Annotated in this window: 13 protein-coding genes; 1 reads left to right on the top strand and 12 read right to left on the bottom strand. The window is 55.6% G+C overall.

Features of this window, described 5'->3' with window-relative positions; all coding sequences use genetic code 11:
* Window positions 1–27: 27 nt before the first annotated feature.
* The 4 genes from HQL63_05090 to HQL63_05075 all read right to left on the bottom strand — a co-directional run bounded on the left by HQL63_05090 (window position 28) and on the right by HQL63_05075 (window position 8,800).
* Window positions 28–699 carry a hypothetical protein gene (locus HQL63_05090; protein MBF0176209.1) on the bottom strand — a complete coding sequence of 224 codons (672 nt, stop codon included), beginning with the start codon at window positions 697–699 and terminating at the stop codon, window positions 28–30.
* 31 nt (window positions 700–730) lie between these two features.
* Complete coding sequence (locus tag HQL63_05085; GenBank protein MBF0176208.1) at window positions 731–2,599, bottom strand: cyclic nucleotide-binding/CBS domain-containing protein; 1,869 nt, start codon at window positions 2,597–2,599, stop codon at window positions 731–733.
* Window positions 2,600–2,722: 123 nt separating this feature from the next.
* Window positions 2,723–6,670, bottom strand: coding sequence for a response regulator (locus HQL63_05080; protein MBF0176207.1), 3,948 nt, complete (start codon window positions 6,668–6,670; stop codon window positions 2,723–2,725).
* A gap of 6 nt (window positions 6,671–6,676) precedes the next feature.
* Window positions 6,677–8,800: a PocR ligand-binding domain-containing protein gene (locus HQL63_05075; GenBank protein ID MBF0176206.1), complete on the bottom strand. Its 2,124-nt coding sequence runs from the start codon at window positions 8,798–8,800 to the stop codon at window positions 6,677–6,679.
* Window positions 8,801–9,036: 236 nt separating this feature from the next.
* Between HQL63_05075 and HQL63_05070 the strand changes: the two genes are divergently transcribed.
* Window positions 9,037–9,807 carry an ABC transporter substrate-binding protein gene (locus HQL63_05070; protein ID MBF0176205.1) on the top strand — a complete coding sequence of 257 codons (771 nt, stop codon included), beginning with the start codon at window positions 9,037–9,039 and terminating at the stop codon, window positions 9,805–9,807.
* A gap of 192 nt (window positions 9,808–9,999) precedes the next feature.
* On the opposite strand, the gene HQL63_05065 is transcribed toward HQL63_05070, so the two are convergent.
* The 8 genes from HQL63_05065 to HQL63_05030 form a co-directional block, all read right to left on the bottom strand.
* A complete protein-coding gene (locus HQL63_05065; protein MBF0176204.1) occupies window positions 10,000–11,838 on the bottom strand; it encodes a SulP family inorganic anion transporter in 1,839 nt (612 codons plus the stop codon).
* 471 nt (window positions 11,839–12,309) lie between these two features.
* Window positions 12,310–12,633: a hypothetical protein gene (locus HQL63_05060; GenBank protein MBF0176203.1), complete on the bottom strand. Its 324-nt coding sequence runs from the start codon at window positions 12,631–12,633 to the stop codon at window positions 12,310–12,312.
* Window positions 12,634–13,268: 635 nt separating this feature from the next.
* Window positions 13,269–14,627, bottom strand: coding sequence for a sigma-54-dependent Fis family transcriptional regulator (locus HQL63_05055; GenBank protein MBF0176202.1), 1,359 nt, complete (start codon window positions 14,625–14,627; stop codon window positions 13,269–13,271).
* Window positions 14,620–15,978 carry a HAMP domain-containing protein gene (locus tag HQL63_05050; GenBank protein ID MBF0176201.1) on the bottom strand — a complete coding sequence of 453 codons (1,359 nt, stop codon included), beginning with the start codon at window positions 15,976–15,978 and terminating at the stop codon, window positions 14,620–14,622. Before HQL63_05050 ends, HQL63_05055 begins: the two co-directional genes overlap by 8 nt.
* Before the next feature lie 588 nt (window positions 15,979–16,566).
* The gene (locus HQL63_05045) at window positions 16,567–17,706 is read right to left on the bottom strand and encodes a two-component system response regulator (protein MBF0176200.1); all 1,140 of its coding nucleotides are present in this window, start codon (window positions 17,704–17,706) and stop codon (window positions 16,567–16,569) included.
* Window positions 17,706–19,565 carry a HAMP domain-containing protein gene (locus tag HQL63_05040; protein MBF0176199.1) on the bottom strand — a complete coding sequence of 620 codons (1,860 nt, stop codon included), beginning with the start codon at window positions 19,563–19,565 and terminating at the stop codon, window positions 17,706–17,708. Before HQL63_05040 ends, HQL63_05045 begins: the two co-directional genes overlap by 1 nt.
* An 89-nt stretch (window positions 19,566–19,654) precedes the next feature.
* Entirely contained in the window at window positions 19,655–20,470 is an 816-nt protein-coding gene (locus HQL63_05035; GenBank protein ID MBF0176198.1) for a transporter substrate-binding domain-containing protein, read from the bottom strand.
* A 68-nt stretch (window positions 20,471–20,538) separates the two neighbouring features.
* Window positions 20,539–24,081: a response regulator gene (locus HQL63_05030; GenBank protein ID MBF0176197.1), complete on the bottom strand. Its 3,543-nt coding sequence runs from the start codon at window positions 24,079–24,081 to the stop codon at window positions 20,539–20,541.
* Between the last annotated feature and the right edge of the window lie 3 nt (window positions 24,082–24,084).

Below are 24,084 nucleotides of genomic sequence, written 5' to 3'. Positions count from 1 at the left end.
TTCGATACAAGGCTGTTGCATGCCTCCTCACCAGGTCAGCAGACGATGCAGAGGGGGGGCGTGTTCCGGTTTCGATTGGCGGGCCATCTGGGCCAGAAACAGTTCCGCTGTCGCCACGGCGTCCGAGAGGGCGTTGTGGGCGCGGTAGCGGGGAAGACCGTGGTGTTTGCGTAATCGGGCAAGACGCAACTCTCCAGGCAGTGGATGGTGGTTCTGCCGCTGCATGCGACGGATCTCCAGAGCCATGACATCGACGAACAACATGGGGGGGACCACGCCGTAGAGCCGCTGACATGCCTGACGTAAAAATGCCCGTTCCAGGGGTGCGTAGTGGACCAGGAGCACCCGTCCGGCCATGGCATGCAACAGGACGGGGAGGGTGCTCTCCAGGGAGTCGCCGGTGGCGGAACGGTCATCCGTCAGACCATGCAGAACCACCGTCTCTGGCGGAATGGCCTGGTGGGGTCTCACCAATAAATGTCTTGCCTCGCGGAGCGCAATCCTGCCCTCCAGCAGGGGGACAAAGCCGAAAGTGAGTATCTCGTGATTTTGGGCATCCAGACCTGTGGTTTCCAGGTCAAGGGCAAGAAAGGGGATCGATGCGCAGGGGGTTTTTGCGGCAGGGAAAGGGCAGGCCAGATAGTCGCGCAGGGCCCCGGGCGGTACGCGCCTGAGCCAGTAGCGCCGGTGTATATCCAAAAATGATACCCAGGATATCATGGACCCGACCTCAAGAAATTCTCGACACCTGGTGGCGCAAAGCCAAGGCGTGTTGCAGGGTTTTGACCACTTTGAAGGCATCCTTCAGGTGGTTGCGTTCCAACTCCGACAAATCTCCGGGGGGAAGAAAATTGTCGACGGGTTTGCCCTCGTGGAGCCTTTGCGCCTGATGGCGCAGTCGGGTAAAAGCAATGAATTCGCGGGCGTCATCAAGATCCCGGGCACTGCCTTGGCTGACGCTTCCCGCCAGGCTTGCGGCGTGCAAACGTTCGTGGGTGTTGACCTGTGGCAAACCAGCCTCCAGGGCATAAATACGGGCAAGATCGACAATGGGAATGACGCCGTGAATCTTTAAATCCAGGGTTTCAGCGTGGTCGCCACCGTGTTGCAGAACAAAATGGCGAAAAAACCCCAAAGGAGGCTGGCGGCTCAGGGCATTGACGGTCATATGGGCCAAAAAAAAGTTGTTTCCCTTGACCTTCTCCTGAATAAACGCATGCAGCGCGTCGCTCAAAAAACGCTGACCGTACACAAGGCGCAAATCAAAAAAGATACAGGTCAGCATCAAGGCTTTGGGGGATGGTTCATCGATCCAGGCCCCGTAGCGTTGCTGCCACTGCCGCAAGGGCAGGTGCCAAGCGGGATTTGCCGCCATCATGTCGCCAGGACAATAAAGGTATCCACACTCGTTCAGGCCATCGCAGACAAATCGGCTCAAGGCCCTGAAATAGGTTCCATGTTGCGCGGCATCGTATCGATCATCAATAATGAGAAAATTGTCCTGGTCCCCCTGAATGGCCTGTTCCTGGCGACCTTGCGAACCGGCGGCCATCCAGGCATAGGGTATGGGTGGGAGGCCGAGCTTTTCCTCTGCCATTTCCAAAAGGCGCACGGTTATGGCATCGGTCAGATGGGTCAAAAAACGTTCCATGCTGTGCGCCGTGGCGTGGGCCGAAACCATGCTGACAAGGAGGAGTTGCGCTTCCCGGACGGCGGCGTGCAAATCTTCAATCTTCTCCATACGGCTGATCTGTCTCGCCAGACGCACCGGCGAGCTGCCCTGTTGGCGGGAGAGGAGATCCTGGCTTGTCATCAAGCCAATAAGCCGGGATCCGTCCATCACAGGCATGTGGTTGACGGTGTGGGACACCATTTTCAGCATGACATCAAAGACGTAATCGTTCTTGTCGGCGGTAATCGGGCGGGGGGTCATGACGGCGGCTATGGGCAGATCGGGAGAGAGACCGGCAGCGACGACCCGCGTGGTCAAATCGCGGTCAGTCACAATGCCCTGCAAGCTCTCTTCCCCAGTCAGGAGCAAGGCCGATGCGCAACTGGCAGTCATCATTTCCGCCGCTTGGCGGATGGAAGTCGATGGTCGGGCGGTGACGGGTTTTTGCAGGGGGATGTCACCGATGCGGGCGGTCGCAAGGTTGATCCGGCTGGATAGCGGCTGTTTGTTGCGCAACCCCATGCGCAAGCGATCCGCCCCTTGTGGAACGAAATAATCAGCAAAGAGCTTCTCTTCCCGACACAATCGGTCGAACGCCTCCTTGGACAGACGGTAGAGAAGTGAATCCTCGATGGCGGTCACATGGTTGTGTACCCGTCCACCTTGCAATATCGCCTGGGCCCCAAAGAGATCCCCTTCTCCCAGACGTTGGAGCAGTTCGTCATCAGGGGAGTGTACCTCCACAGCCCCACTGCGGATGATGTACAAAGTCTGGTTCTCATGGCCAACGTGCAAAATCACCTGACCACGCCGGGCATAACTGATCTCCATGTGGGCGGGAAGTGATTCCCGCGTGGCAGCCGGCAGCAGGGAAAAGGGGGGGTGTTTGCTGATAAAATCGATAATTTCAATAAGTTCTATATCCATATTCCCTTCCTGTCCCCCTCTGTGCCAATGTGAGCGAGACGCCGATCCCATGCATGATCAGTTTAGTGTGGGATGGGGATGTGCATGTGCCCATACAGAGGAAGAGGCCATGGCGATCCTCGGTCAAGGTGCAGGGGGTACATCGTGCAACAGTTCGCGGCAAATGCCGGCTGCTGTTTCAAAATCGTAATTGCTGATGGCCTGCTGCATACGCATCAGGAGCGGGCCACTGTCTGGCAGGGTTTCCCACTCTCTGGCGTGGCTGTCAAACAACGTGGTGGCCTGGGCGTCGTCATCTTCCAGCAGGCGCAAAAGCTCTTCCAGATCCTGGCGCACCATGGGGGTGGGGGTGTATGTCGGCTGCGTCACCGGGGTGGTTGGACCCAGGGCGTCGTCGATCCGTTGGCAAATCGCGACCAACGCCTCTTCGAGCTGCGTGATCAGGTGGGACAACTCCACCCCATCAAGATCACCACGCAGGGCCGCTTCAAGTTGCGCAGCGGCCAGTTGCGCACCTTCGGCGCCGATATTTCCAGCCACGCCTTTGACCGTGTGTGCCTCCCGTTCGGCTTCATGCCGATGACTCTGGGCCAGCATGGCGCGAATTTTTGCAGCGGCGTCCAGCTGTTTCAGCGCAAAATTGCCGAGCAGCTTGCGGTAAAGCGCAACATTGCCCGCAGTGCGCGCCAATCCTGACTTCGTATCCAGGCCAATAATATTCGGAATGGAGATCGTTGACTCTGGCGTATGCGTGACGCAGGGTGCAGGTGCGGATGTGGTTTGTGTCGGCGCGGGTCGGTAGTGGGACAAAATGGCATAGAATGCAGTCGGGTCAATGGGCTTGGTGATGTGATCCTGCATCCCCAGGTCGATGCAATGTTCGCGCTCTTCAGCCAAGGCGTGGGCGGTCATGGCCAGGATCGGCAGACCGGCGTAACGTTCATCCCCGCGCAGCCTGCGGGTGGCCTCATAGCCATCCATGACCGGCATCTGAAGATCCATCAACACCACATGGAAAGCCGATGCCCCCGCACGCTCCAAAATGTCCAATGCCTCCTGGCCATTGTTGGCTACTGTCACCTGGGCTCCGACCGACTCCATAAGTTCTATGGCGATCTGCTGGTTGATCTCATTATCCTCGGCCAGCAACGCACGCAGACCGTGCAGATCGACCTGGGCGGAGATCTTCTCGTGACCACCAACACCGGGTGCATGGCCGAACATGTTGGCCATCGTGTCGAACAGTGTCGATGCATTGACCGGCTTGGTCAACAAGGCATCGATGCCGACCTGTTTGGCTTCGGTTTGGCAACCATCCTTGTCGAAGGCAGTCGCCATGACCACACGGGGCATGGTGTCTTGCAGTTGTTGCATCATGCGTTTGGTTGTTTCCAGGCCATCCCAACCTGGCATGCGCCAATCGATGACCATCAGGCCATAGGGATCTTTGGCTGAGTGGGCTTCCACCGCCCGTTCGAGCGCCTGTTCACCACTGGTTGCCGTATCGACGCGCACACGCAAAGTTTTCATCATTTCGGACATGATCTCCACGGCTGCCGGGTTGTCATCCACCACCAATACACGAAGGTCGGCCAACGCTTCAGGCAGTGTTCGCAACAACGCAGTTTCTGCACCACGTCCCATCCAGGCCGTAAAATGGAAGGTGGAGCCCACATCGGGAGTGCTCTCCACCCAGATGGTTCCCCCCATCATGTCCACCAGCCGCCGGGAGATGGTCAAGCCCAAGCCGGTGCCGCCATATTTGCGTGTGGTGGTGGAGTCTGCCTGGGTAAAGGCCTGAAACAGCCGCCCGATTTGTTCTTGCGTCATGCCGATTCCGGAATCGTGTACGGAAAATTGCAGCTTGACCTTTTCCCCCTGGTGTTCCAGTAGCCGTACTCGCAGGGTGACGGAGCCCCGTTCCGTAAACTTGACCGCGTTGCCACCCAGATTGACGATGATCTGGTTCAAACGCAGAGGATCGCCCTCCAGGGTTGTCGGTACGTCCGGGGCTATGTCGAACAGCAGCTCCAACCCCTTTTCGTTCACCTTGGGAGAGAGCACGGTGCTGACGCCAGTCAATACGTCGTCCAATTGGAATGGCACCAGCTCCATGGAGAGTTTGCCGGCTTCAATCTTGGAAAAATCGAGAATGTCATTGATGATACCCAGCAGGGAGGTCGCGGCGTTGTGCGCCTTGTGGATGTAGTCCCGCTGTTTGGGGGTCAGGTCGGTTTTCAATGCCAGGAAGGACATGCCGATGATGGCATTCATGGGTGTGCGGATTTCGTGGCTCATGTTGGCCAGAAAGTCGGACTTGGCTTTGGTGGCCGTTTCCGCCTTTTCTCGCAGATCCTCGGCAATCTTTCTTTCCTCTTCGAGATCCAACAACATGTTCAGGCTGGACTTGCGCGTATTATTCAGCTCTTCCATATGGGTTCTGAGGCTGTTTTCGTTGACCTTCTGGTCGGTGATGTCGGTGGCAATGCCACAGAGGCCGTAGATTTGTCCTTCAGCATTGATCAATGGCGCCTTGGTGGTGAGATAGGTGCGCAGCAAGCCATCCCGGTGCGACAGGTGCTGATCCTCGAAGGTGAGGGCCTTTGCCTTGGCAAAAACCTCGCGATCCTTGGCAGTGTCATGCTCCGCATCTTCGGGGGGTACGAGGTCAAAGTCGGTTTTGCCGAGAATCTCCTCACTGGAAAGGCCATGCATCCTGGAGTGGCAGGCATTGACCAGCGTATAGCGTCCCTGAAGATCTTTCATGAAGATGGAACTCTGGATGCTGTCCACCAAGGTGCGTAGTTGCACCTCCTTTCGTGTCAATTCTTCCGAATTTTCATCCACTTCTTTGAGCAGGGTGCGGGTGGAGTTGGCGATGACCGAGGACATGTTGTTGAAGGCTTGGGTCAAGACTCCCAGTTCATCATGACTGGTCACTTCCACGCGGGTATCATACAGACCACAGGCCATGGCCTTGGCGCCCTCGGTAAGGCGGAGCAATGGACGGATGATCATGTGGTTTTGACCCAGGATAAGCATCCCCGCAGCGACCACAAACGATATCACGAGGGCCAGCCAGAACAGCTTTGCATCCTGGGCCGGAATGACGCTCGTCGGATCCAGAAAGGCGATGGAGTACCAGCGCAGCGGCTCAAGCCAGGCGATGGCAACCAGTTGCTCCCGGTCATCCAGCGTCAGGGTGATCACTTTGGCCCCCAACTTGTCCTGCTGAAGTTGGGTCATGGTTTCTTTCAGGGCGTCACGTTCCGCTTTGGATGCAAGCAGGCTGAAAACACCTCGGACTTCGCTTCCGTTGGCGTCGGCAAAGGCGTTGCGGTCAATCAGGAGGGTGTTTTTGTGGGCCTGGATGGCGCCCTTTTCATCAACCAGCATGCCGACGACACCGCTGGTCTCGGCCTGGGTGAACAACTGGACGAAGTCGGTGAGGGGCACACCGGTCCCCACCACTCCCAGCCGCTCCGATCCTGCCTGCATGGTGTAGTTGATCCACAAATTGGTCACATCAAGTTTGTCGTTGTGGTCTACGTTCAGGTTGAATGGCGCTGCGGATTGCATGCTGGCAAAGTACCAGATATCGTCTTTCGCCTCCGGATCCAGGGTGTTGACCACCTTCAGCGTCACTTTTTCAGTCTTGTTGTCGGAAAAGTAGAAATGGCGGGAGGATGCCAACCCAAGAAAAAAACTGTGGGCTCTGAAATTTTCGCGGAAGAGAGACAACTCGGCTTGTGCTGCTGCGATCGCTTCCGGGTCGTCTTCGTGGCGCGCCCAATGTTGCAGGGTAAGGGAGCCGGCCATTTGTCGGGCAATGGCTACTTCACGTTGTACCGCGCCCATGATTTTTTCCCTGTGCCAAAGCACATGGCGTTGGGCAAGGACGTTGCCCAGAACGTGCGCCTCTCGGACCATCAGGTGACGCATGGCCAGCGAGGCGATAAACCCTGCTCCCAGAAACACCACCAGGAAAAAAAGCAGTATGCGTCCTCGCAGGCCAAAACGCACAACCAGGTTGGCCAAGGCAGAGGGTGGGGCGGTGTTTTTCTGGTCCATGGCCCGCTACTCGACGATCTTGTAGGGCCGTTCGCGGCCAAGTTCGGCGCTGAGTTGATTGACCTCCTCCTTGAGGGCGATCATGCGCAGTTCACGCCCCACTGCCACTCGGGTGAACTTTTCCAGCTCCGCCATTTTTTCCTGAACCAGCGCTTCGGCCTCCCGACGCATGGTGATATCCCGAAACGTGACCACCGCCCCGACCACCGCCCCGTTGGCTTCAATCGGTTTGGCCGAATATTCGACTGGAAAACCTTTGCCATCCTTGTCCCAAAAATATTCGTCGTCCACATGGGCGCTCACGCCGTGGGCATGGGCGCGCCACATGGGGCACTTCTCCGCAGGATAGGGGGCGCCGTCCGGGAGGGAGTGGTGGGCCAGGGGGTGCAGGGTATGGCCGATCACCTCGTCGGCGTTGCGCCCCAGCATTTTCAGGGCGGCAGGGTTGATAAAATGCACCTTGCCCTGGGCATCGGTTCCGAAGATCCCTTCGCCAACGCTGTCAAGGATCAATCGGCTGCGCTCCTCGGCCTCACGCAGTTCGGCAGCGCGTTTTTCCACCAGAGATTCCAAACCTTTCTGATACTCGGTCAGTTCCGCACGCGCCTTTTCGGCATCTTCAGCCAAATTCATCGCCGCCAACCGTCCTTGCAGCAGGGCGGATTCCGAACGCCTGGACTCCAGACGCTCGATGGAGATGGTGGCAATCAGCCGGGCAAAGTGGCACATGAAGCCCAGAATGGAAGGAAGATTCCCTTCATGCATGACGGGAGCTTCGGCAATGGCTGCCAGGTAGCTCTCCTCGTCAAAGCCCACATCCTGCGCCTGGGTTTGGAAAAACGCCTTGTCCGGCGGTGTCAGATGAAATTGGCCGATCAAAATATTGGCCAGATGTTGGCCATTGACCACGATGGGAGATGCCGCATCGGTCAGGCCATTCTTGCAGCGATAGATGGCGTACTCTTCCCCGGCCTGCAAATGATGTGACAGAACCGTGTCACTTTCGAGGCAGTGGGCACAGGTTGCAGGGTTGACACGATGAAAATCGGTGCAGACTCGTTGCCAGTTGGACGCGATCAGAATCTTGCCATCCAGATCGGTGATGGCTGCCGCTACACCGACGGCAGAACAAAACTCCTCGAAAAGAGGTTGAATGTCAGCCTGCCCCAGAATGGCTTCCAGGGAAAGATTTTGATCATCCGCCTCCTGGTTGGCCGTGAGCGTATCCATTCCGGCGTGTCCATCGTTTTCCCCGTCGTCGCGTTCCACGACCTTGAAGGGGGCCACGCGACCCAATTCACGGGAGAGTGCGTTGATCTCGTTCTTCAATTCCAGCATGCGCAGCTCGCGACCCCTGGCCAGACGATTGAATCGCTCCGACTCGGCGCTGGATTCGTTGGCGCTTTGGACAGCCTTGCGCAGCTCCTTTTCCCTTTGGAGCATGGCCATTTCAGCATGATGGCGCGCATCCAGCATGGCGTTGTAGGCGAGCAGCACCTTGCCGAGTTCGTCGCTTCGATCCCACTGCAACGGCGATTGGATTTGCGCATCCAGTGGGCGTTGGATGGCGTTGCGGAACTCCGCCAATGGGCGACCAATCAAGGCGCGAACCCCAAAGATCGTTCCTGCACCCAAGGCTGCCAGCAAAGTCAGGAGAATGGCCCCATTGACCTTGAAATGCTGAACCATGGCTTTGCGGATACCGTCATCGTGGACCGTGACCACCCAATGGCCGATGACCGTGGAGTCGGAACCGGGTTTATGACGATGTAACGGACGTTCCAGTCGAAAATCGACCGAACGGGGTGGTTGCCGGGTATCACCGACAGCGGCCAGAATTTCGTTATCCTTGCCACGCACTTCCGCCGATTGAAAAAATGGCAGGCGACTCTGTTCCGTCAGGAGATTCCGCACATGTTGCAGATCAAACTCCCACACTGCCGACTCGATGGCGGACTCCTGAACGGTTACCAGCCTGACCAGACTCTCGACCAGTCGCGCACGCTCATCGTGATAAAAATCCAACTCCAGAACCAATAACAGCACAAGGACCGCCGCTGTCGTCAAGGAGAGGTGGATCCGCAGCAGTTTTCCGCTCAGACTATTGATTTGGAAGAGCGTTGTGGACAATATCTTGCCTCTGTCGTGACAGATGGAATATCATTACGGGGTGCCGTCCGGAGACATTGGACAGCGCAGCTTGCTGTTTCCCGCCCAGGCCATCCGGCAGGAGGTGATTCCTTGCTGCGCTGAGATGATAGGCTTGTGGGTCGATGGGGGGCAATGGAAGAAATCTGGTTGCCAAGCCGCGAGAGGACATAGCGACACCCCTGCTTTGATTGCGCATTTCTGGAGGAAAAAGGACAATGAATGTTGTGCGGGTGTTTTCGATGTTGCTTCTTGTGGCAGGGTTGGCTGGACAAGCCTTTGCCGAAGAAAAAATTTTGCATGCCGATTTTCGCCCTCGCTCACCAGAGATGGTGGTGGGTGAGGGTGAACAGATTTCCGGTCCCCTCAAAGACATTCTGGAGGAGGCCGCCGCCCGGCACGGATACAAGGTGCAGTGGCGCGTCGTCCCTTTCCCGCAAAGTCTGCATGGTTTGGAGACCGGACAGGTGGATATCGTTCCCCGGGTCGTTCACACCCCCGAGCGCGAGTCTTTCACGCAATTTCTCGGTCCTATCGGATACCAGAAAAAAGATATCCATTTTTTGGTCCGCAAAGGGCAGGAGGGAAGCATCCGCACCTATGAGGATCTGCGCAAAATGGTGGTGGGTGTCAAGCTGAAAACCGCCTATTTCGACCCTTTCGACGGTGATGCGACCATCCACAAGGAGACATCGTCGGATGACCACAGCCTGGCACGGATGTTCATGGGTGGTCGTTTTGAGACGGTTGCACTGCTGGATCGTCAAGCCATGGAAGGGGTGTTGGCTGGTCTGGGTTTCAAGGATCATGCCTTTGCCGAGTACGTTTACCACCAGAAAATAGGCAACTTCTATGGCATGTCCAAAAAGTCACCCCAGGCTGGACTGTTTCCCGCACTCAACGCCACCTTGGCAGAGATGAGCGCTTCGGGGCGGGTGGCCACGATCTATGGTATTCACCAAGTCGAGGCTCCCCAGGTCGACCGTTAAGGGGCGCCGGGCCAGCGATGGTTACGAAAGTTTGCAACCATGGTAACCATTCATCGCCCGGCCACGAATCGGGGTCCAGGGAGCTGGCTCCCTGGCTTAGTCCAGAGCAGAGTCCTGGTGGGGTTCGGGGCGAGGCCCTGACAAAGGCTTTCATGTCCAGGCTTTCCATGAAAGGGTGGTGAATAGTTACCCTCAAGTTTGTTGTAGAGGGGATGGTGAAGAGCCAATCGACCCGTCGCTGAGAGGGGGGGAAGGGTCCGCCTTTTTTTGTTGAGGACATTCAAGAAAAACGTCCAGAGGACACTTTGCACAAACGTTTCTGTCAATCCTGGCGATGACCGTGTGGATGGCCTCGGACTTGGAATTGAACAGATTTTCTTCTCCAATCTTGGCCAGATACCCACCTTTTTTGAGAAAAGATCGCGGCGATTTTTTAAGACGAATAAAATAGAGTCCCGATCCACAGCTTTGGCGTTTTTCAGCCTCTCTGGTCAAGAGATCCGCGCCGGAAATGTCAATGAAATTGATCCCGGTGGCAATGATGATCACGTGACTTTTACAGTCTTCCGGGGTGGCAGCGGACAGATGATTGTAGACGTGTTGTGTGGCTGCGTAAAAGAGGGAACCGTCTATGCGAATCAATTTGATTTGCGGACACCCGTGTGAGTTGATTCCCCGAGTGACAAACTTGCGTGTTGGATGATTGAAATCGGGAATTCGTTCGAGAATATTGGGATTGGATGTGCGGTTTAAATAGACTCCCAGTGAAAGCATGACCCCGAGCAGGATGGCCAGCTCCAGATTGAGCAGGAGGGTTGCCAGAAAGGTTGAGATCAGGATGGTTGTCTCTGCCTTGCTGGTGCGCACAATCTGGTCGATATGGTGATAGTCAATCAATCCCCAGGCAACCAGAAAGAGAACTCCGGCCATGGCAGCATGGGGAAGGTAGGCGGACAATGGGGCAACCAGCATGACCAGTCCAATCAGCAGGAAGCCTGAAAATGCGGCGGCAAGAGGTGTCTTGGCGCCAGAGTTATAGTTGAGTCCGCTGCGGTTGAAAGAGCCGGTTGCCACGTAGGAGGAGAAGAAACCACCCACCATGTTGGAAAGCCCTTGGGAGATAAATTCCTGATTTCCATTAAGATTTTGTCCACTGCGAACGGCGAGGGCGCGGGCGATGGATATGGCTTCGGTCAGGGCAAGGATGGTAATGGCAACCACCCCGGGAGCGAGCGTTTGCAATGTGGAGAGGGTAAAATCGGGGGTGGAAAGGGGGGGCAATGAAGCTGGAATGGCGTCCATGGTGGTGATGCCCGTTGCTCCCCGGACGAAGTGATTTAAAGCATAGGCCAGAATACTTCCAGCCAGCAGGGCGGCGATCATATAAGGGAAGCGGGGGAAAAATCGCCGAATGGCAACTCCGGTCATCAGCGTTGTGCCGCTGACAAACAAAACATAAGGGTTTATCGTGGTCAGTTGATGGGAAAAACTGATCATTGTGTGAGTGAAATCACTACCCTTGGGCACTTGAATGCCAAAAAAATATTTAAGCTGGTTGGATGCGATCAGCAGGGCGGCCCCGGAAGTAAAGCCCACGACGACGGAATGAGAGATATAGTTGACCAGGATCCCCAGGCGTGCCAGCCCGAGTCCCAATTGAACTGTCCCGACGAGAAAGGCCATGGTCAACGCCAATTGCACATATTGGGTGCTGCCAGGCTCGGCATGGACACTGAGCGTGGAAAAAAGCACGATGGAAGCGGCGGTGGTTGGCCCGGAAACCAGATGCCACGAAGAGCCAAACATGGCGGCCACGATGGCAGGCACCATGCCGGCATACAGGCCATAAACGGGGGGCATGCCGGCAATGACGGCAAAAGCCACCCCCTGGGGAAGAACGACCACCGCTCCGGTGAGACCAGCGATGAAATCAGAGCGCAAGGTTGCCGGGGTGACGAGGTGCCACCAGGCCATGAAGGGGAGTAATCTGATGATGCGCGGAGAGAGTTCCGCGGGGCGGTTGTTCGTCATGTCAGTGCCTTCATAAAGCGGTATGGAAGTCTTGCAAGTAAAAACCAGACCATCGGTAACCCTTCGGAACCCGGCAACGCATCGGGGTCCAGGGGGATGGTCCCCAGGCGGGTCCAGGGCAGCGCCATGCTTGGGTGCGGCGCGAATCCCCGATAAAATCTTTCATATCCAAGCTGTTCTGGAAGGGTTTCAGGATGGTTGCGGGTCGCGGGCCTCTGAACGGTTTCGATCATTGCCTGGCCAGGTTTCAGCGCCATGCGTGCCGCATCCAGTGGCTCAACCGTGTTGATTTGATGTGCAGGCAAGCCATGAATCGGGGTCCAGGGGGCTGGCTCCCTGGCTTAGTCCAGGGCAGCACCCTGGTGGGGTTCGGGGCTAAGCCCTGACAAAGGCTTTCATTTCCAAGCTTTTCTTGAAAGAGTGCGGAATAGTCACGAAAAGTGAACACTTCAAATCATGTCGGTTGAGCCACTAGAGCTTGGCGGTTCTCACACAAAAAACCGGCACGGAGGCATGAATCATATTCTCGTCTTCATTATGATCGGGATCGGTCAGGATGAATGAGACGCTTTTGAGTTGCTGGTTGACCTCATTTCCAACAACCAATATTTTTTTTCCTTTCAAGAGAGGCCGGTTCCGGATGGTGGCATCAGGTGGAGAGGACAGGTCCGTTTTTTCCCGGGCATCCTGCGTGACAGGATCCTCTTTCAGGACTTGTGTGAAAGCCGACTCGCTGAGATGTTGACTGGAGAGTCCCTGACCCATGATCGACAGTATGTTTATGATGTTTTCCAAAGACCTCTTCTTGCCCATGAGTGTTCCAGTATCCAATTTGAGAGGCTATGACATTCTGCTGCACCGCTCCCGCTCAGCAACAGGTGTGCCGTTTTATAAATTATTGATATAGAATGTAAAATATTAAATTCAAACCCCCGGGATACAAAATACGTTGCCTATTGCAGCGGTGTACGGTACCCATGCGACTGTTCGGCCCGGTTATACCAGGGGGCGCTGCGCCCGGATCCATGCCTGGGGTGCAGGTTGAACCACCCCTTCATCCACCTCCGACATCCTTGGATCGACTCGATCAAGGGATGCGTGGGATCAATTTTGCGGGCAGGACGTAAGCATTCAGAACCCGGGAATGCATCGGGATTCAGGGGGATGGCTCCCTGGCTTTGTCCAGGGCAGTGCCCTGGTGGGGTTCGGCGAAGCCCCGACAAAGGTTTTCATATCCGGGCCGTTCTGGAAGGGGTGCTGAACGGTTACGGTCAGGGGGGGGCCTGAACGATGACGGCAGGACCGTTGCGTTACGCAACGCGCATGAGGGATCGCCGCGTTGAAAATCAAGGGTGAAAAATAGAAAAAATATTTTAATACAATATCTTGATGTGTTCAAAATACACGGTTGCGCCATGCAACGTTTCATTTTATTGAACGCCATGACGTTTCAATTTGCGCCACAGGGATGCGCGGTCGATTCCCAGCAGGGCTGCGGCTCGGGTTTTGTTGCCGTTTGTCTTTCCGAGAACCCAGCGGATGTAGCCTATCTCATGCTCTTCGAGGGAGGGGATCGCAGCGCCAGTCTGGTCGATGGTGGCCCAATTGGTTTGCTGCATATCCTCGGGCAGGTGCGACATCTCAAGGGTGGTTCCTTTGGCCAAAACGACACCCTGCTCGATAATGTTTTCCAACTCGCGAATATTGCCAGGGAAAGGATAAGTTTTCAGAACATCCATGACATCACCAGATATGTGACGGATCTGCGGTTTGTTTTTGCTGGCGGCATGTTTTGTCAAAAAATGGATGGTCAAAGGACCGATGTCGCTTTTTCTTTCACACAGGCGGGGAAGCTTGATCAATACCACGTTCAGACGGTAAAAAAGATCACGGCGAAATTCATTGTTGTCGACCATGCGTTGAATGTTTCGGTTGGATGCGGCGATGAAACGTGTGTTTATCTTTCTGGGTACAGGGCTTCCTATGGGGTAGAATTCTCGTTCTTGAATGACCCGTAAAAATTTAACCTGCATCGCGAGGCTCATTTCGGTCACTTCATCCAGAAAGAGGGTGCCATGGGTCGCTGCTTCGAGGAGTCCCACTTTGGCGCCATGGGCGCCAGTGAAGGCCCCCTTTTCATGGCCGAACAGTTCGTTGGCAAGGAGTTCTTCTGTAAAGGCGCCACAATTCACGGCGACAAAGGGAGCTTCGGCGTGATTGCAGCATTGATGAATGTACTGGGCGACCAGCTCTTTGCCGGTTCCCGATTCACCGGCGATCAGAATGGTGCAATCGGTCTGGGCCGCATCCCGGGCCTTTGCCAATAATTGCCGCATGGTGGCGTCCTGGGTGATGATTTTCCCCAGGCGTGGCAGGTGGTCCAGCTTTTCGCGCAAGGCTCTGGTGACTCTTCGGGGGTATGCCTTGGCGATCGCTTCCTGGACCGCTCTGCGCACATCACCGAGTTTGAATGGTTTTGTTATATAGTGAAAAGCTCCAAGTTTCATGGCTTTGACAGCCGTGTCGATTGTGGCGAACCCGGTGAGCAGGATGACCTCGGCTTCGGGCTGTTTTTCCCGGCAATACTGAAGTACGCGCATGCCATCGACTTTTTCCATGCGCAGGTCGGTCAGGACCACGTCAAAGGCGATTGTTTCCAGAAGGGTGATGGCCTCACGCCCACTGTTGGCGGTTTGCACGCCGTAGCCCTCCTTGGCCAAAAAATGTTCCAGGTTGCGCAGGGTGATGAGTTCATCATCCACGATGAGAATGTGTGGGGGATCATCCATGGTTCTCTTCTCCGCCTGGTATTTTTATCCTGAAGGTTGCGCCTTGCTCCGGCTCACTTTCTGCGTGAATGAACCCGCCGTGTTCTTCGATAATCCGATGCGTGACAAAGAGACCCAGTCCCGTCCCTTTGCCGGGTTCCTTTGTCGTAAAGAACGGGTCGAAGATTTGGTGAAGATATTCCGCAGGCAGGCCGGGTCCGCTGTCGGTGAAGGTGATTTCCAAAAAACCGTCATGCATGTTCCGGGAGGAGATGACGATTTGCTTTTTCCCGGAAGTGGATTCCATGGCCTCGGCAGAATTCTTGAGCAGATTGATGAAAACTTGTTGCATCTGTTGTTTGTTGGCCAGAACATAATGACAGTTGACAACTTTAATGTTGACAATGAGGTTGCCATCCATTTTCCTGCCCATCAGCAACAGTGCTCCTTGAACGGTGGAGAGAAGGTTGGTTCGGCTCTTGTCAGAGCTCCGATCCCGGGAAAATTCCAGAACCGTTTTGATGATGTCCCTTGCCCTGTCAGTCTCGGAGACAATTTGTTCTGCCAACATTTTTTTGTAGGCCATATCCGGTTCTTCCATTTCCGCGTGGAGAATTTCGGCGGATGTGGAGATGTTGGAGAGGGGATTGTTGATTTCATGGGCGATGCCGGCCAACATGGTTCCCAGGGAGGCCAGCTTTTCGGAGCGGACGATTTCGCGGCGATGCTCGAACAGTTCACGAATCATCCGGTTGAAGGCCTCGTGCGTGGAACGAATTTCATCATCCGCGATGGCCAGAGGCAAAGGGGTGAGGTTGCCAGATGAGATGCGTTTCATGCTTTCTTCAAGGGCTCGCAAAGAGTTGGTCACTGATCGGACCATGAATCTGGCAACGACGAGTGTGAAAATAATAAATGTCAGGATCAGAAAAAACAGAATCCATTTGATGGCCTTGAATAGCGCTTGAATATGTTGGAATTCCAGTTTATTTAGCCTTTCAGCGATCTCCGATAAAATTTGTCCCTTGTCACGGATGGCCGACTGGGAAATTGGCGTTGATTCAGATCCGGATTGGGTTTTGGTCAACAGATTGGCATAGTCATTCAACAAGCGAAGAATTTCCCCGGGATTGGTGGGTTTCTGGTCGCTTGGGGTCGGAGAATCCTCGAAGGGATGCAGCCACAGTTCACTGGCCATGACGAGCCAACCCCGTTTGTGAGATTCAATATCGTCCTCCACCATTCTCTTGGCCATGCTCACAAACGATAGGGATCGACTGATGTCATTCATGTCATGATAGAGAAAATAATTCTTTTCAAAGCGTCTGGCCTCAAGGATGACATCCAGAAACCTGGAAATTTTTGAATACAATTCTATTTGGTTTTCTATTAAAAGAAGGTTTGTAAAGATAAATGCGGCGTAAGTGACGAGAAAAAGAAAACCGACAGCGCTGCCTGTGGATATTCTTTTTCTTATGCTGGATTTTTTGACTTGTTTCGGTTCGTGATTTTTCATGAAATTGTTACGGTTTAACGGCCCGTTGAGAAAATCGCCTCAGTCCAACCACCCTGATCCGGAATAGGGGCGAAACGTCGCTCCACCAACCTGCCTCGATTGCGCGTCGTCGCCTTCAATAAAGGCGTCCTGCGGTTCTCCCCCGGGAATCGGCGCCATGGTCGCCGAACGCCCGCCGTGACGGCTGGGTTGACAGATCACTGTCGGTGTGTGACGGAAATGCAGCATTTTCAGTTGGTTGGTGCTAGATGACTGTCAGGCCGCCAGGGGGTGCCGGGTCAGCGCATGGTTACGAAAATTTGAAACCATTCCCCACCATGCCACGAATCGGGGTCCAGGGGGCTGGCTCCCTGGCAGGTCCAGGACAGAGTCCTGGTGGGGTTCGGGGCGAAGCCCTGACAAAGGCTTTCATATCCATGCTTTTCTTGCAAGGGTGGTGAATAGCTACGAAAATTTTTCATAAGCGTCACTGCTGGCATCTGTTTCTGGCGCCTGTGCATCGCTGAAGGAGTCGGCTATCGTTTTGAAGGCATCCTTTTCCAGGGCAAAAGCATCGAGAATATCCGGATCGAAATGTCTGCCTCTTCCTTCCATGATGATCTCGACAGCTTTCTCGTGCGGGAAGGGTGGTTTATAGACGCGCCGGCTGATCAGGGCATCGTAGACATCGGCCAGGGCCATGAGGCGGGCCGCCAGGGGGATCTCCGTGCCGGACAGACCCAGAGGATAACCAGAGCCGTCCCATTTTTCGTGATGGCTGTGGGCTATTTCCCGGGCCAGGCGCAAGAAGGAGATATTGTGATCATCCGGGCTCTCTTCGGCAGCCAGAATGGCATTCCGACCCAGGTCGGGATGTTTTTTCATGATGTCGAACTCTGCATCGGTCAACTTGCCGGGCTTCAACAGGATGGCATCGGGAATGCCGACTTTGCCAATGTCATGCAGCGGGGCAGATTTGAAAAGCAGGCCGATAGTACGATCGTCAAGAACGGAAGCATGGCTGGGATGATTGCGCAGACGTTCAGCCAGTACACGTACATAATGTTGGGTACGTTTGACATGATTGCCGGTTTCGTTGTCACGGGTTTCGGCGAGGGAGGCCATGGCGCGAATGGTCACATCCTGGGTGCTGACGACCTCCTGGGTGCGCTGGGCGACCAGGCGCTCAAGTTCGAGATTGTGGTCACGTAACGCACGTTGGGTCTGCACCAGGGCGATATGGGTGCGTATCCGGGCAAGGACCACCGAGGGAGAGATGGGTTTGGTGATGTAATCGACGGCCCCGGCCTCGAATCCCTGGGTTTCGTTGTGCGGTTGGCCCAGGGCGGTCACAAATATGACGGGGATGTGTGCCGTGCTCTCTTCCTGTTTCAGACGTTGACACACTTCAAGGCCATCCATGTCGGGCATCATCACGTCAAGCAGGATAAGATCCGGCTTGGGACCGGCAGCGACTCTTGCCAGGGCATGGGGTCCATCCTTGGCCACGCTGATGGAATAAAGGTCGCGCAGGATGTTGGAGAGCACCTTCAAATTGATGGGTTCGTCATCGACGACCAGAATGTGATTTTTTGTGGTGCTCATCAAACTTTCTCCATGAGTGTGTTCAAGGTGCGCCGCAAAGATGCCAGTTCGGGGGCAGCCTCTTCAAAATCGAAGATGTTGGTGAGTCGTGAGAGTTTCTGCGCCGGGATGGCTGCGGGCGTATGGGCCAATAAACCCGCCAATTCACTGGCCAGATCTCCCGCCTCGGGGTCGGCTGCGGCAATCCTGTGATCCAGGCGTTCAAGCATTTGGCAAGCTTGCCGCAGGGTGTGTGCGTCAGGCGTGACGCCGATTTCCGGCGCTTGGGACGGATGGGTTGCGGCAACACAGGCGGCGACATGAGGTTTGGGTGGGACGTTGAGCGCAAGATCAGGATGGCATATCTGGAGGGGAATATGCACATGAAAAGTGCTTCCCACGCCTGGTGTACTCTCGACGTGGATGTTGCCCCCCATCAGTTCCAGCACATGCCGGCAAATGGCCAGACCCAGGCCGGTCCCGCCAAAATGACGGGTTTTGGAACTGTCTGCCTGGATAAACGGTTGAAACAATCGAGATGTTTCATCGGGGTCGATGCCGATGCCTGTGTCGTGGATCGAGACATCCAGCAAAAGGAGATTGCCCTGCGCCACCTTTCCCCTGGTCTCCATCGTGATGCCGCCTTGTCGGGTGAATTTAACCGCATTGTCGATCAGGTTAAGCAGTAGTTGATGCAAACGCAGTGGATCTCCCTCGACCATGCGGGGCAGATGTGGGTCCATGTTCAGGGTGGCACGGAGTCCCTTTTTATGGGCCTTCGTTTGGGCGATCTTGTGAAGATCGTCCATTGTTTCGATCATATCGAACCGAACCTGCCGGAGTACCAGTTCGCCCGATTCGATCTTGGAAAAATCCAGGAGGTCATTGACAATTTTGAGCAGGTCGCGGGTGGCTTCTTCGATTTTGTCTACGTATTCATGTTGTTGCGGGGTCAGTTCGGTTTTTATCAGCATGTAGCTGAAGCCCATCACGGCATTCATGGGGGTACGGATTTCATGGCTCATGTTGGCGAGAAAATGACTCTTGATCTGGTTGGCCAGGTCGGCGCTCAACTTGGCGGCACGCAGATTCTGGTTGGCAACGGTCAATTCATGGGTGCGTTCCTGCACGACGACCTCAAGCTGATCACGGTGTAAAACAAGCTGATCCTTCAATTGCTTGATTTCCATGAAGTGATGCCGCAACCGGGTTTGCATCTGGTTGATACCGTGCGCGAGAAGGCCCAGCTCATCGGGATTTTTGGCCTCCGAGAGGGGTGTGAAATCAAGATTATGCCCCAGTTGATGCACATGCCGGGCAAAGGTGACGATGCGATTCGAGACCAGATGGCGCACGGCCATGGTCAAAAGCAGGCTCAGACAAAGAACCTGGAGCGTCGCTGTCGAAACGATCTCCATGGCCTGCCGCAACACAGCGTCGTGCAAAGTCGCCTGGTCTGCCCCCAGCTCCAACCGGCCCAACATGGGACGGGCGCCATGGGCGCCAGGCGCGGCCAAAATGATGGTCAGAACTTCACCACCTGGTGATGAGGATCCCGCACTGAAAATTTTTCCCTCTTTACCATGGCCGATGTCCGTGATCAGCTTGGCAGAGGCAACGCCCGGAAACATCACAATGCTGCCCAGTTGCGTACCAATGCTGACCGTATCCTCATTCCATACAGCCACCTCCAGGGGCTGTTTGAAGGCGTCGGCCAGGGCGGTGAGCGTTTGCTTCTGGTCAGCCGTTTCGCGGAGATGGGTTTGCCACACCTGAAAGCCGGCCAGCAATGGAATGAGCAGCAGCGACCCCGCAATCATCCAGAGGGTGAACCTGACGATGAGAGAGCGACGCAATGTTGAAAAAGAGAGATCGTTCATCGGCTGGGATCGCGCCTCAAGGGGTCCAGAATGAGAGCGGGCACGGATGCACCCGTCCAGAATGGCTGCGCGTGTGATCAGGGTTTTCTCTATTCCTTCACACCATAACGGGCCAGGATGGCCGCCAGCTCACCCTGTTGCCGTAGGCGATCCACACCGGAGGAGAGCAGGTCCGCCAGGTTTTTGGAGTCTGCAAGTGCGGGTGAAAATCCGATGTGAACCCCAACCAGACGGCCCAGGCCAACGGTCCCGATCTCCTGGTCGAGATGTTCCTGATGGATGAGATAGGCAAGGACGGCGCGACTGTCCAAAGCCAGATCAACCCGCCCGGCCAGCAGTTTCCTCAGGTTGGCAACTCCTGCCTGGCCACCGGTATTGACCTGGATGTGGGTGGTATTCTGGGCATGCTTCCTCAAGTAGGCGTCGATTTCACCATCGTCATAGTTGTAATCCTGAATGGTGGCAATCCGGTATGGGGCCAGGGAGTCCGTGCCGTGATAGGTGAATGCCATGTCTCTCTTGAACGCAAAACCGGACTCGTCCTGGGCCACCGGGTTGGCGCCATAAATCAAATCAGGCGCTTCGGAGGGCAGGGCACCGATGGCGCCCGAGATGTGGCCCTTGCGGACCTCGTTGAGTGTTCGGCTCCATGGCATGACCTGGTAGTCGACCGTATGGCCTGCCGGTATGAAAATGGCCCGGGCAATCTCGACGATCAACCCGGGTTTGTCCGAATCCGGGTCACAGTTGTAAGGGCACCAGAGGTCAGCCCGCAGCTTGATGGTCTCGGCGCGGGCCTCGGAACGGCAGAAGGGGGAAAGGCACAACAGGGTGATGAGAATCAGAAACCGGGATAAAGTTGATGAGGTTTGCCGGCCAGTTTCAGGTTCCTCGTGACAGCTCATGGGATGGCTCCAGGAAGGTGTTCAATGGTCGGGTCAAGGAGGCCAATGTGGCACGGGCCTCCGCAATTTCAAAAAGGCGGAAGAGCTTCTTGTCGTGTCGGACTGGAACTGTTTCGATGCGCGAGGAGTTGCTGGCGCAATGAGGACAGTACCGATAAGGCATCGGTAAAGTCGTAGGAACCGGCGTGGTGGAAAAGCGTGTTGGAAGTTTCCGCAAAAGGTGTTTGTGCCAGCATCCCGGCCAACCGTTCCGCCAGCGTTTCGGCGTCGGGGTCGTCTGCGGCCAGGAGTGAGGCCAACTCCTCCGTCCATTCGAGGGCTTTTGTCACCAGATCCTGGCTGACGGATCCGCTGGTCACCGGTTCGGAGGTGGGTACAACCGGAAGGGTGTCTCGTTGCAGAGTCCGGATACCCGTGATGACCGCTCCGAGGTGTTCGGAGAAAATCTCCAGAAGGGATGCCAGGGCATGTGAATCGATCGGGTCCGACTCCTTGGAGTTGAGCGTCATCGTCTCCAGGTTTCCCGCAACCTGAGCCAATTCAAGGGCGCCAATGGTGGCAGCCGTTCCTTTCAGGGTATGGGTCATTCTGTTGATTTCGTGCCATTGGCCGGACCCCCATGCGGATCGAAACGCCGCCACGCCATCCTGGTATTGGTTGGCAAAATCGAACCATATCTTGCGCAGAAGAGGAATGTTGCCGTTGACGTTGCGGCAGGCTGCGTCCAAATGGATGCCGGGCATGTTTTCCGGAAGTGCGGCAATGGTGTGGGTTTCCTGTTGGAGGGCCGGAGTGTCGGTGGGTGAAAAAGGGTTTTCCGAAAAAGGCGGGTATTCAGTCAGCCAGCGCGTGAGAACGTCATGCAGGGTTGTCGGATCGATGGGCTTGGCCACATGGTCGTTCATGCCCGCAGCGAGGCACCGTTCGCGGTCTCCGGCCATGGCGTGGGCCGTCATGGCGATGATGGGAAGCTGCTCCAGGCCGAGATTTTGGCGGATCACCTCTGTGGTTTGGTATCCATCCATGCCCGGCATCTGGATATCCATCAGGACGACATCGAAGCGATGCTGGCGCAGGGCGGTGATCGCCATCTCGCCACCGGAAGCCAGGGTGACCTCGATGCCCATCAGATCCAGCAGACCACTGGCGACCTGCTGGTTGATGGGGTTGTCCTCCACCAACAACACCTGCCGGCCTCGCAATGTCGGTGCGTATCCGGGAGCTTTTCCGTGCATGGGTCGTGGCGAGGCGTTTGTGTTTGGGGCTTGATCCGGCAGATCCAGGACGTGAACGAGAGAGTCGAACAGGGTGGAGGGTGTGATCGGTTTTTCCAAAATGCCCGCAACGCGAATCTCCCCGAGGGCGGATTGCACCGACTCCATGCCATAGGCCGTCATCATGATCGTATGGGGTTGGGGAATGGTCAACGACATGATGCGCCGGAGCGTCTCAACCCCATCCATGTCTGGCATGCGCCAGTCGAGCAGAAGAATTCGGTAAGGGGCTCTTGTCCCCTCGGCGGTCTGTTGCAGTGCCTGCAAGGCCGTTGCACCACTCTCGGCGAGATCGACGCAAAGACCGAAATGTTCCAGGGTATCGGCCAGAATGGTACGGACAGCTGCACTGTCATCCACGACCAGGATGTGCAGATTTCTCATCTCTTCTGGAAAACAATAGATATCCGGATTTTGACTGACGAGGCGGAACGGCACATGGAAATGGAACGTGCTACCCACATCCGGGGTGCTGGTAACGGATATGCCCCCTCCCATCAGTTCGACCAACTGACGGCTGATGGCCAGTCCCAGTCCTGTGCCGCCATAGCGGCGGCTGGATGAATTATCAGCCTGAACAAATGGTTGAAAAAGTGTGGCTGCTTGTGCCGGTGTCATGCCGATGCCGGTGTCCTGAACTTTGAAGTCGATGCGGACCAGGTCACCCTCCAGAATCTCGCTGCGGACGGTGATCACGACCGTTCCCGTCTCCGTAAACTTGACCGCATTGGAGACCAGGTTGAGGAGGATTTGGCGCAGGCGCAGAGGATCACCGAGCAGTAAAGGAGGGAGGTGGGAACTCAGGTCGAAAACCAGTTCCAGTCCTTTCTCCCGAATTCTGGCTTGAATGACGGGTGTTATTTCCTGAAGGAGCTCCGTCAGGTTGAAGGGAATGCGCTCGATGGTCAGCTTGCCGGCCTCAACCTTGGAGAAGTCGAGAATATCGTTGATGATGCCCAGGAGATTGCGTGCGGAGTAATCGATCTTGAGCAGATAATCGCGTTGTTGGGGAGAGAGGTCGGTCTGCGTCAGCAGGTGGCTCAAGCCGATGATGCCATTCATCGGGGTGCGAATTTCATGGCTCATGTTGGCCAGGAAGTTGCTTTTGAGCTGGTTGGCGTTTTCCGCATCCTCCTTGGCCTTCTTCAGTACCTGGAAAATCTGCCGCCGCTCGGTGATGTCCTGAAAAACCGATACCGAGCCGGTCAACTGCTCTTCCGTGAACAGGGGGACCGAAACGATGGATATGGGGAACTGCGTGCCGTCACGGCGCACAAAATAGTCGTTTTCGGATTTATAGGTCTCGCCCCGGGAGATGGTTTGCAGGATCGGGCAATCTTCCAATGCCAGCGGTTGGCCATTTCCGTCCTTGAAATGGGTGATGTCGTGGAAGGGTTTTCCCTGGACATCCTTTTCCGAATAGCCCAGAAGGCGTTGCGCCTCGGGGTTCAAGAAGGTGCAGTGACCCTTGGCGTCGAGATAATAGACCCCTTCACCCATGGCATCGGTGATGCTTTGCAGAAAACGGCGCTGCTCGATCAGGGCGGATTCCATGCTCTTTTGCAGGGTGATGTCGGTCCGGATGGCAATGTACTGTTCAGGTTTTCCGGTTGAGTCGAGCAAGGGTACGATCGTTGCCGAGACCCAGTAAAGCGTCCCGTTTTTGGCCTCATTGCAAATCTCTCCGTGCCAGACATTTCCCTGGGAGATGGTGTTCCACATCTCCTGGTAGACAGAGGGCGGGTGAATCCTGGATTTGACGATGCGATGGTTTTTGCCGATCAACTCCTCCCGGGAGTACCCGGAGATTTCGCAAAATTTGTCGTTCGCGTAGAGGATGGTGGCTGAGGTGTCGGTGATGCTGACGATGGCGTGTTGATCCAGCGCAAACTTCTGGCGTTCCAGGTCGCGTTGGGCGATGGCGCGCTCTTCGACGATGGTGGCGACCAGGGCGGAGAGTTTTTGCAGGCTGTTGGCATCACTCCCCAGTTCCGGTTTGCCATCACCTCTCAGGAGTTGGTTGGCCGTTTCACGCAGTGATTGGATGGCGGATCGCTGCACCGCGGATTCCTGACGCAAACGTTCATTGGTCTCGGCCAGCTCCTGAGAGCTGATTTGCAGGCTGCGGGCCCGCAGATCGAGGTCACGTCCAAACTGTTGGTAACTTCCGTCGACGCGCTCCAGGAACAGGCCGATCCGGGAGAGAAAGTGGCCCACTTGTGGTGTGACGTTTGCGCCGGTTGCCAATTCGGGCAAAGCTGCCAGGACGTTGTGCAGTTCATCTGGAGAACCTATGCCAAAAATGCGTTTCAACTGGTTCTGCAAAATGGAATGCATGGT

This window comes from Magnetococcales bacterium, assembly GCA_015231175.1.
Lineage (GTDB): Bacteria > Pseudomonadota > Magnetococcia > Magnetococcales > DC0425bin3 > HA3dbin3.
The sequence above is the reverse complement of the archived record's forward strand: the minus strand, read 5'-3'. Positions and strand labels throughout refer to the sequence as shown.

What these genes read in the sequence shown, in the direction of transcription:
- HQL63_05085 (MBF0176208.1), bottom strand. Translation starts at nt 2,599, where the DNA reads ATGGATATAGAACTTATTGAAATTATCGATTTTATCAGCAAACACCCC.
- HQL63_05080 (MBF0176207.1), bottom strand. Translation starts at nt 6,670, where the DNA reads ATGGACCAGAAAAACACCGCCCCACCCTCTGCCTTGGCCAACCTGGTT.
- HQL63_05070 (MBF0176205.1), top strand. Translation starts at nt 9,037, where the DNA reads ATGAATGTTGTGCGGGTGTTTTCGATGTTGCTTCTTGTGGCAGGGTTG.
- HQL63_05065 (MBF0176204.1), bottom strand. Translation starts at nt 11,838, where the DNA reads ATGACGAACAACCGCCCCGCGGAACTCTCTCCGCGCATCATCAGATTA.
- HQL63_05055 (MBF0176202.1), bottom strand. Translation starts at nt 14,627, where the DNA reads ATGGATGATCCCCCACACATTCTCATCGTGGATGATGAACTCATCACC.
- HQL63_05045 (MBF0176200.1), bottom strand. Translation starts at nt 17,706, where the DNA reads ATGAGCACCACAAAAAATCACATTCTGGTCGTCGATGACGAACCCATC.
- HQL63_05040 (MBF0176199.1), bottom strand. Translation starts at nt 19,565, where the DNA reads ATGAACGATCTCTCTTTTTCAACATTGCGTCGCTCTCTCATCGTCAGG.
- HQL63_05035 (MBF0176198.1), bottom strand. Translation starts at nt 20,470, where the DNA reads ATGAGCTGTCACGAGGAACCTGAAACTGGCCGGCAAACCTCATCAACT.
- HQL63_05030 (MBF0176197.1), bottom strand. Translation starts at nt 24,081, where the DNA reads ATGCATTCCATTTTGCAGAACCAGTTGAAACGCATTTTTGGCATAGGT.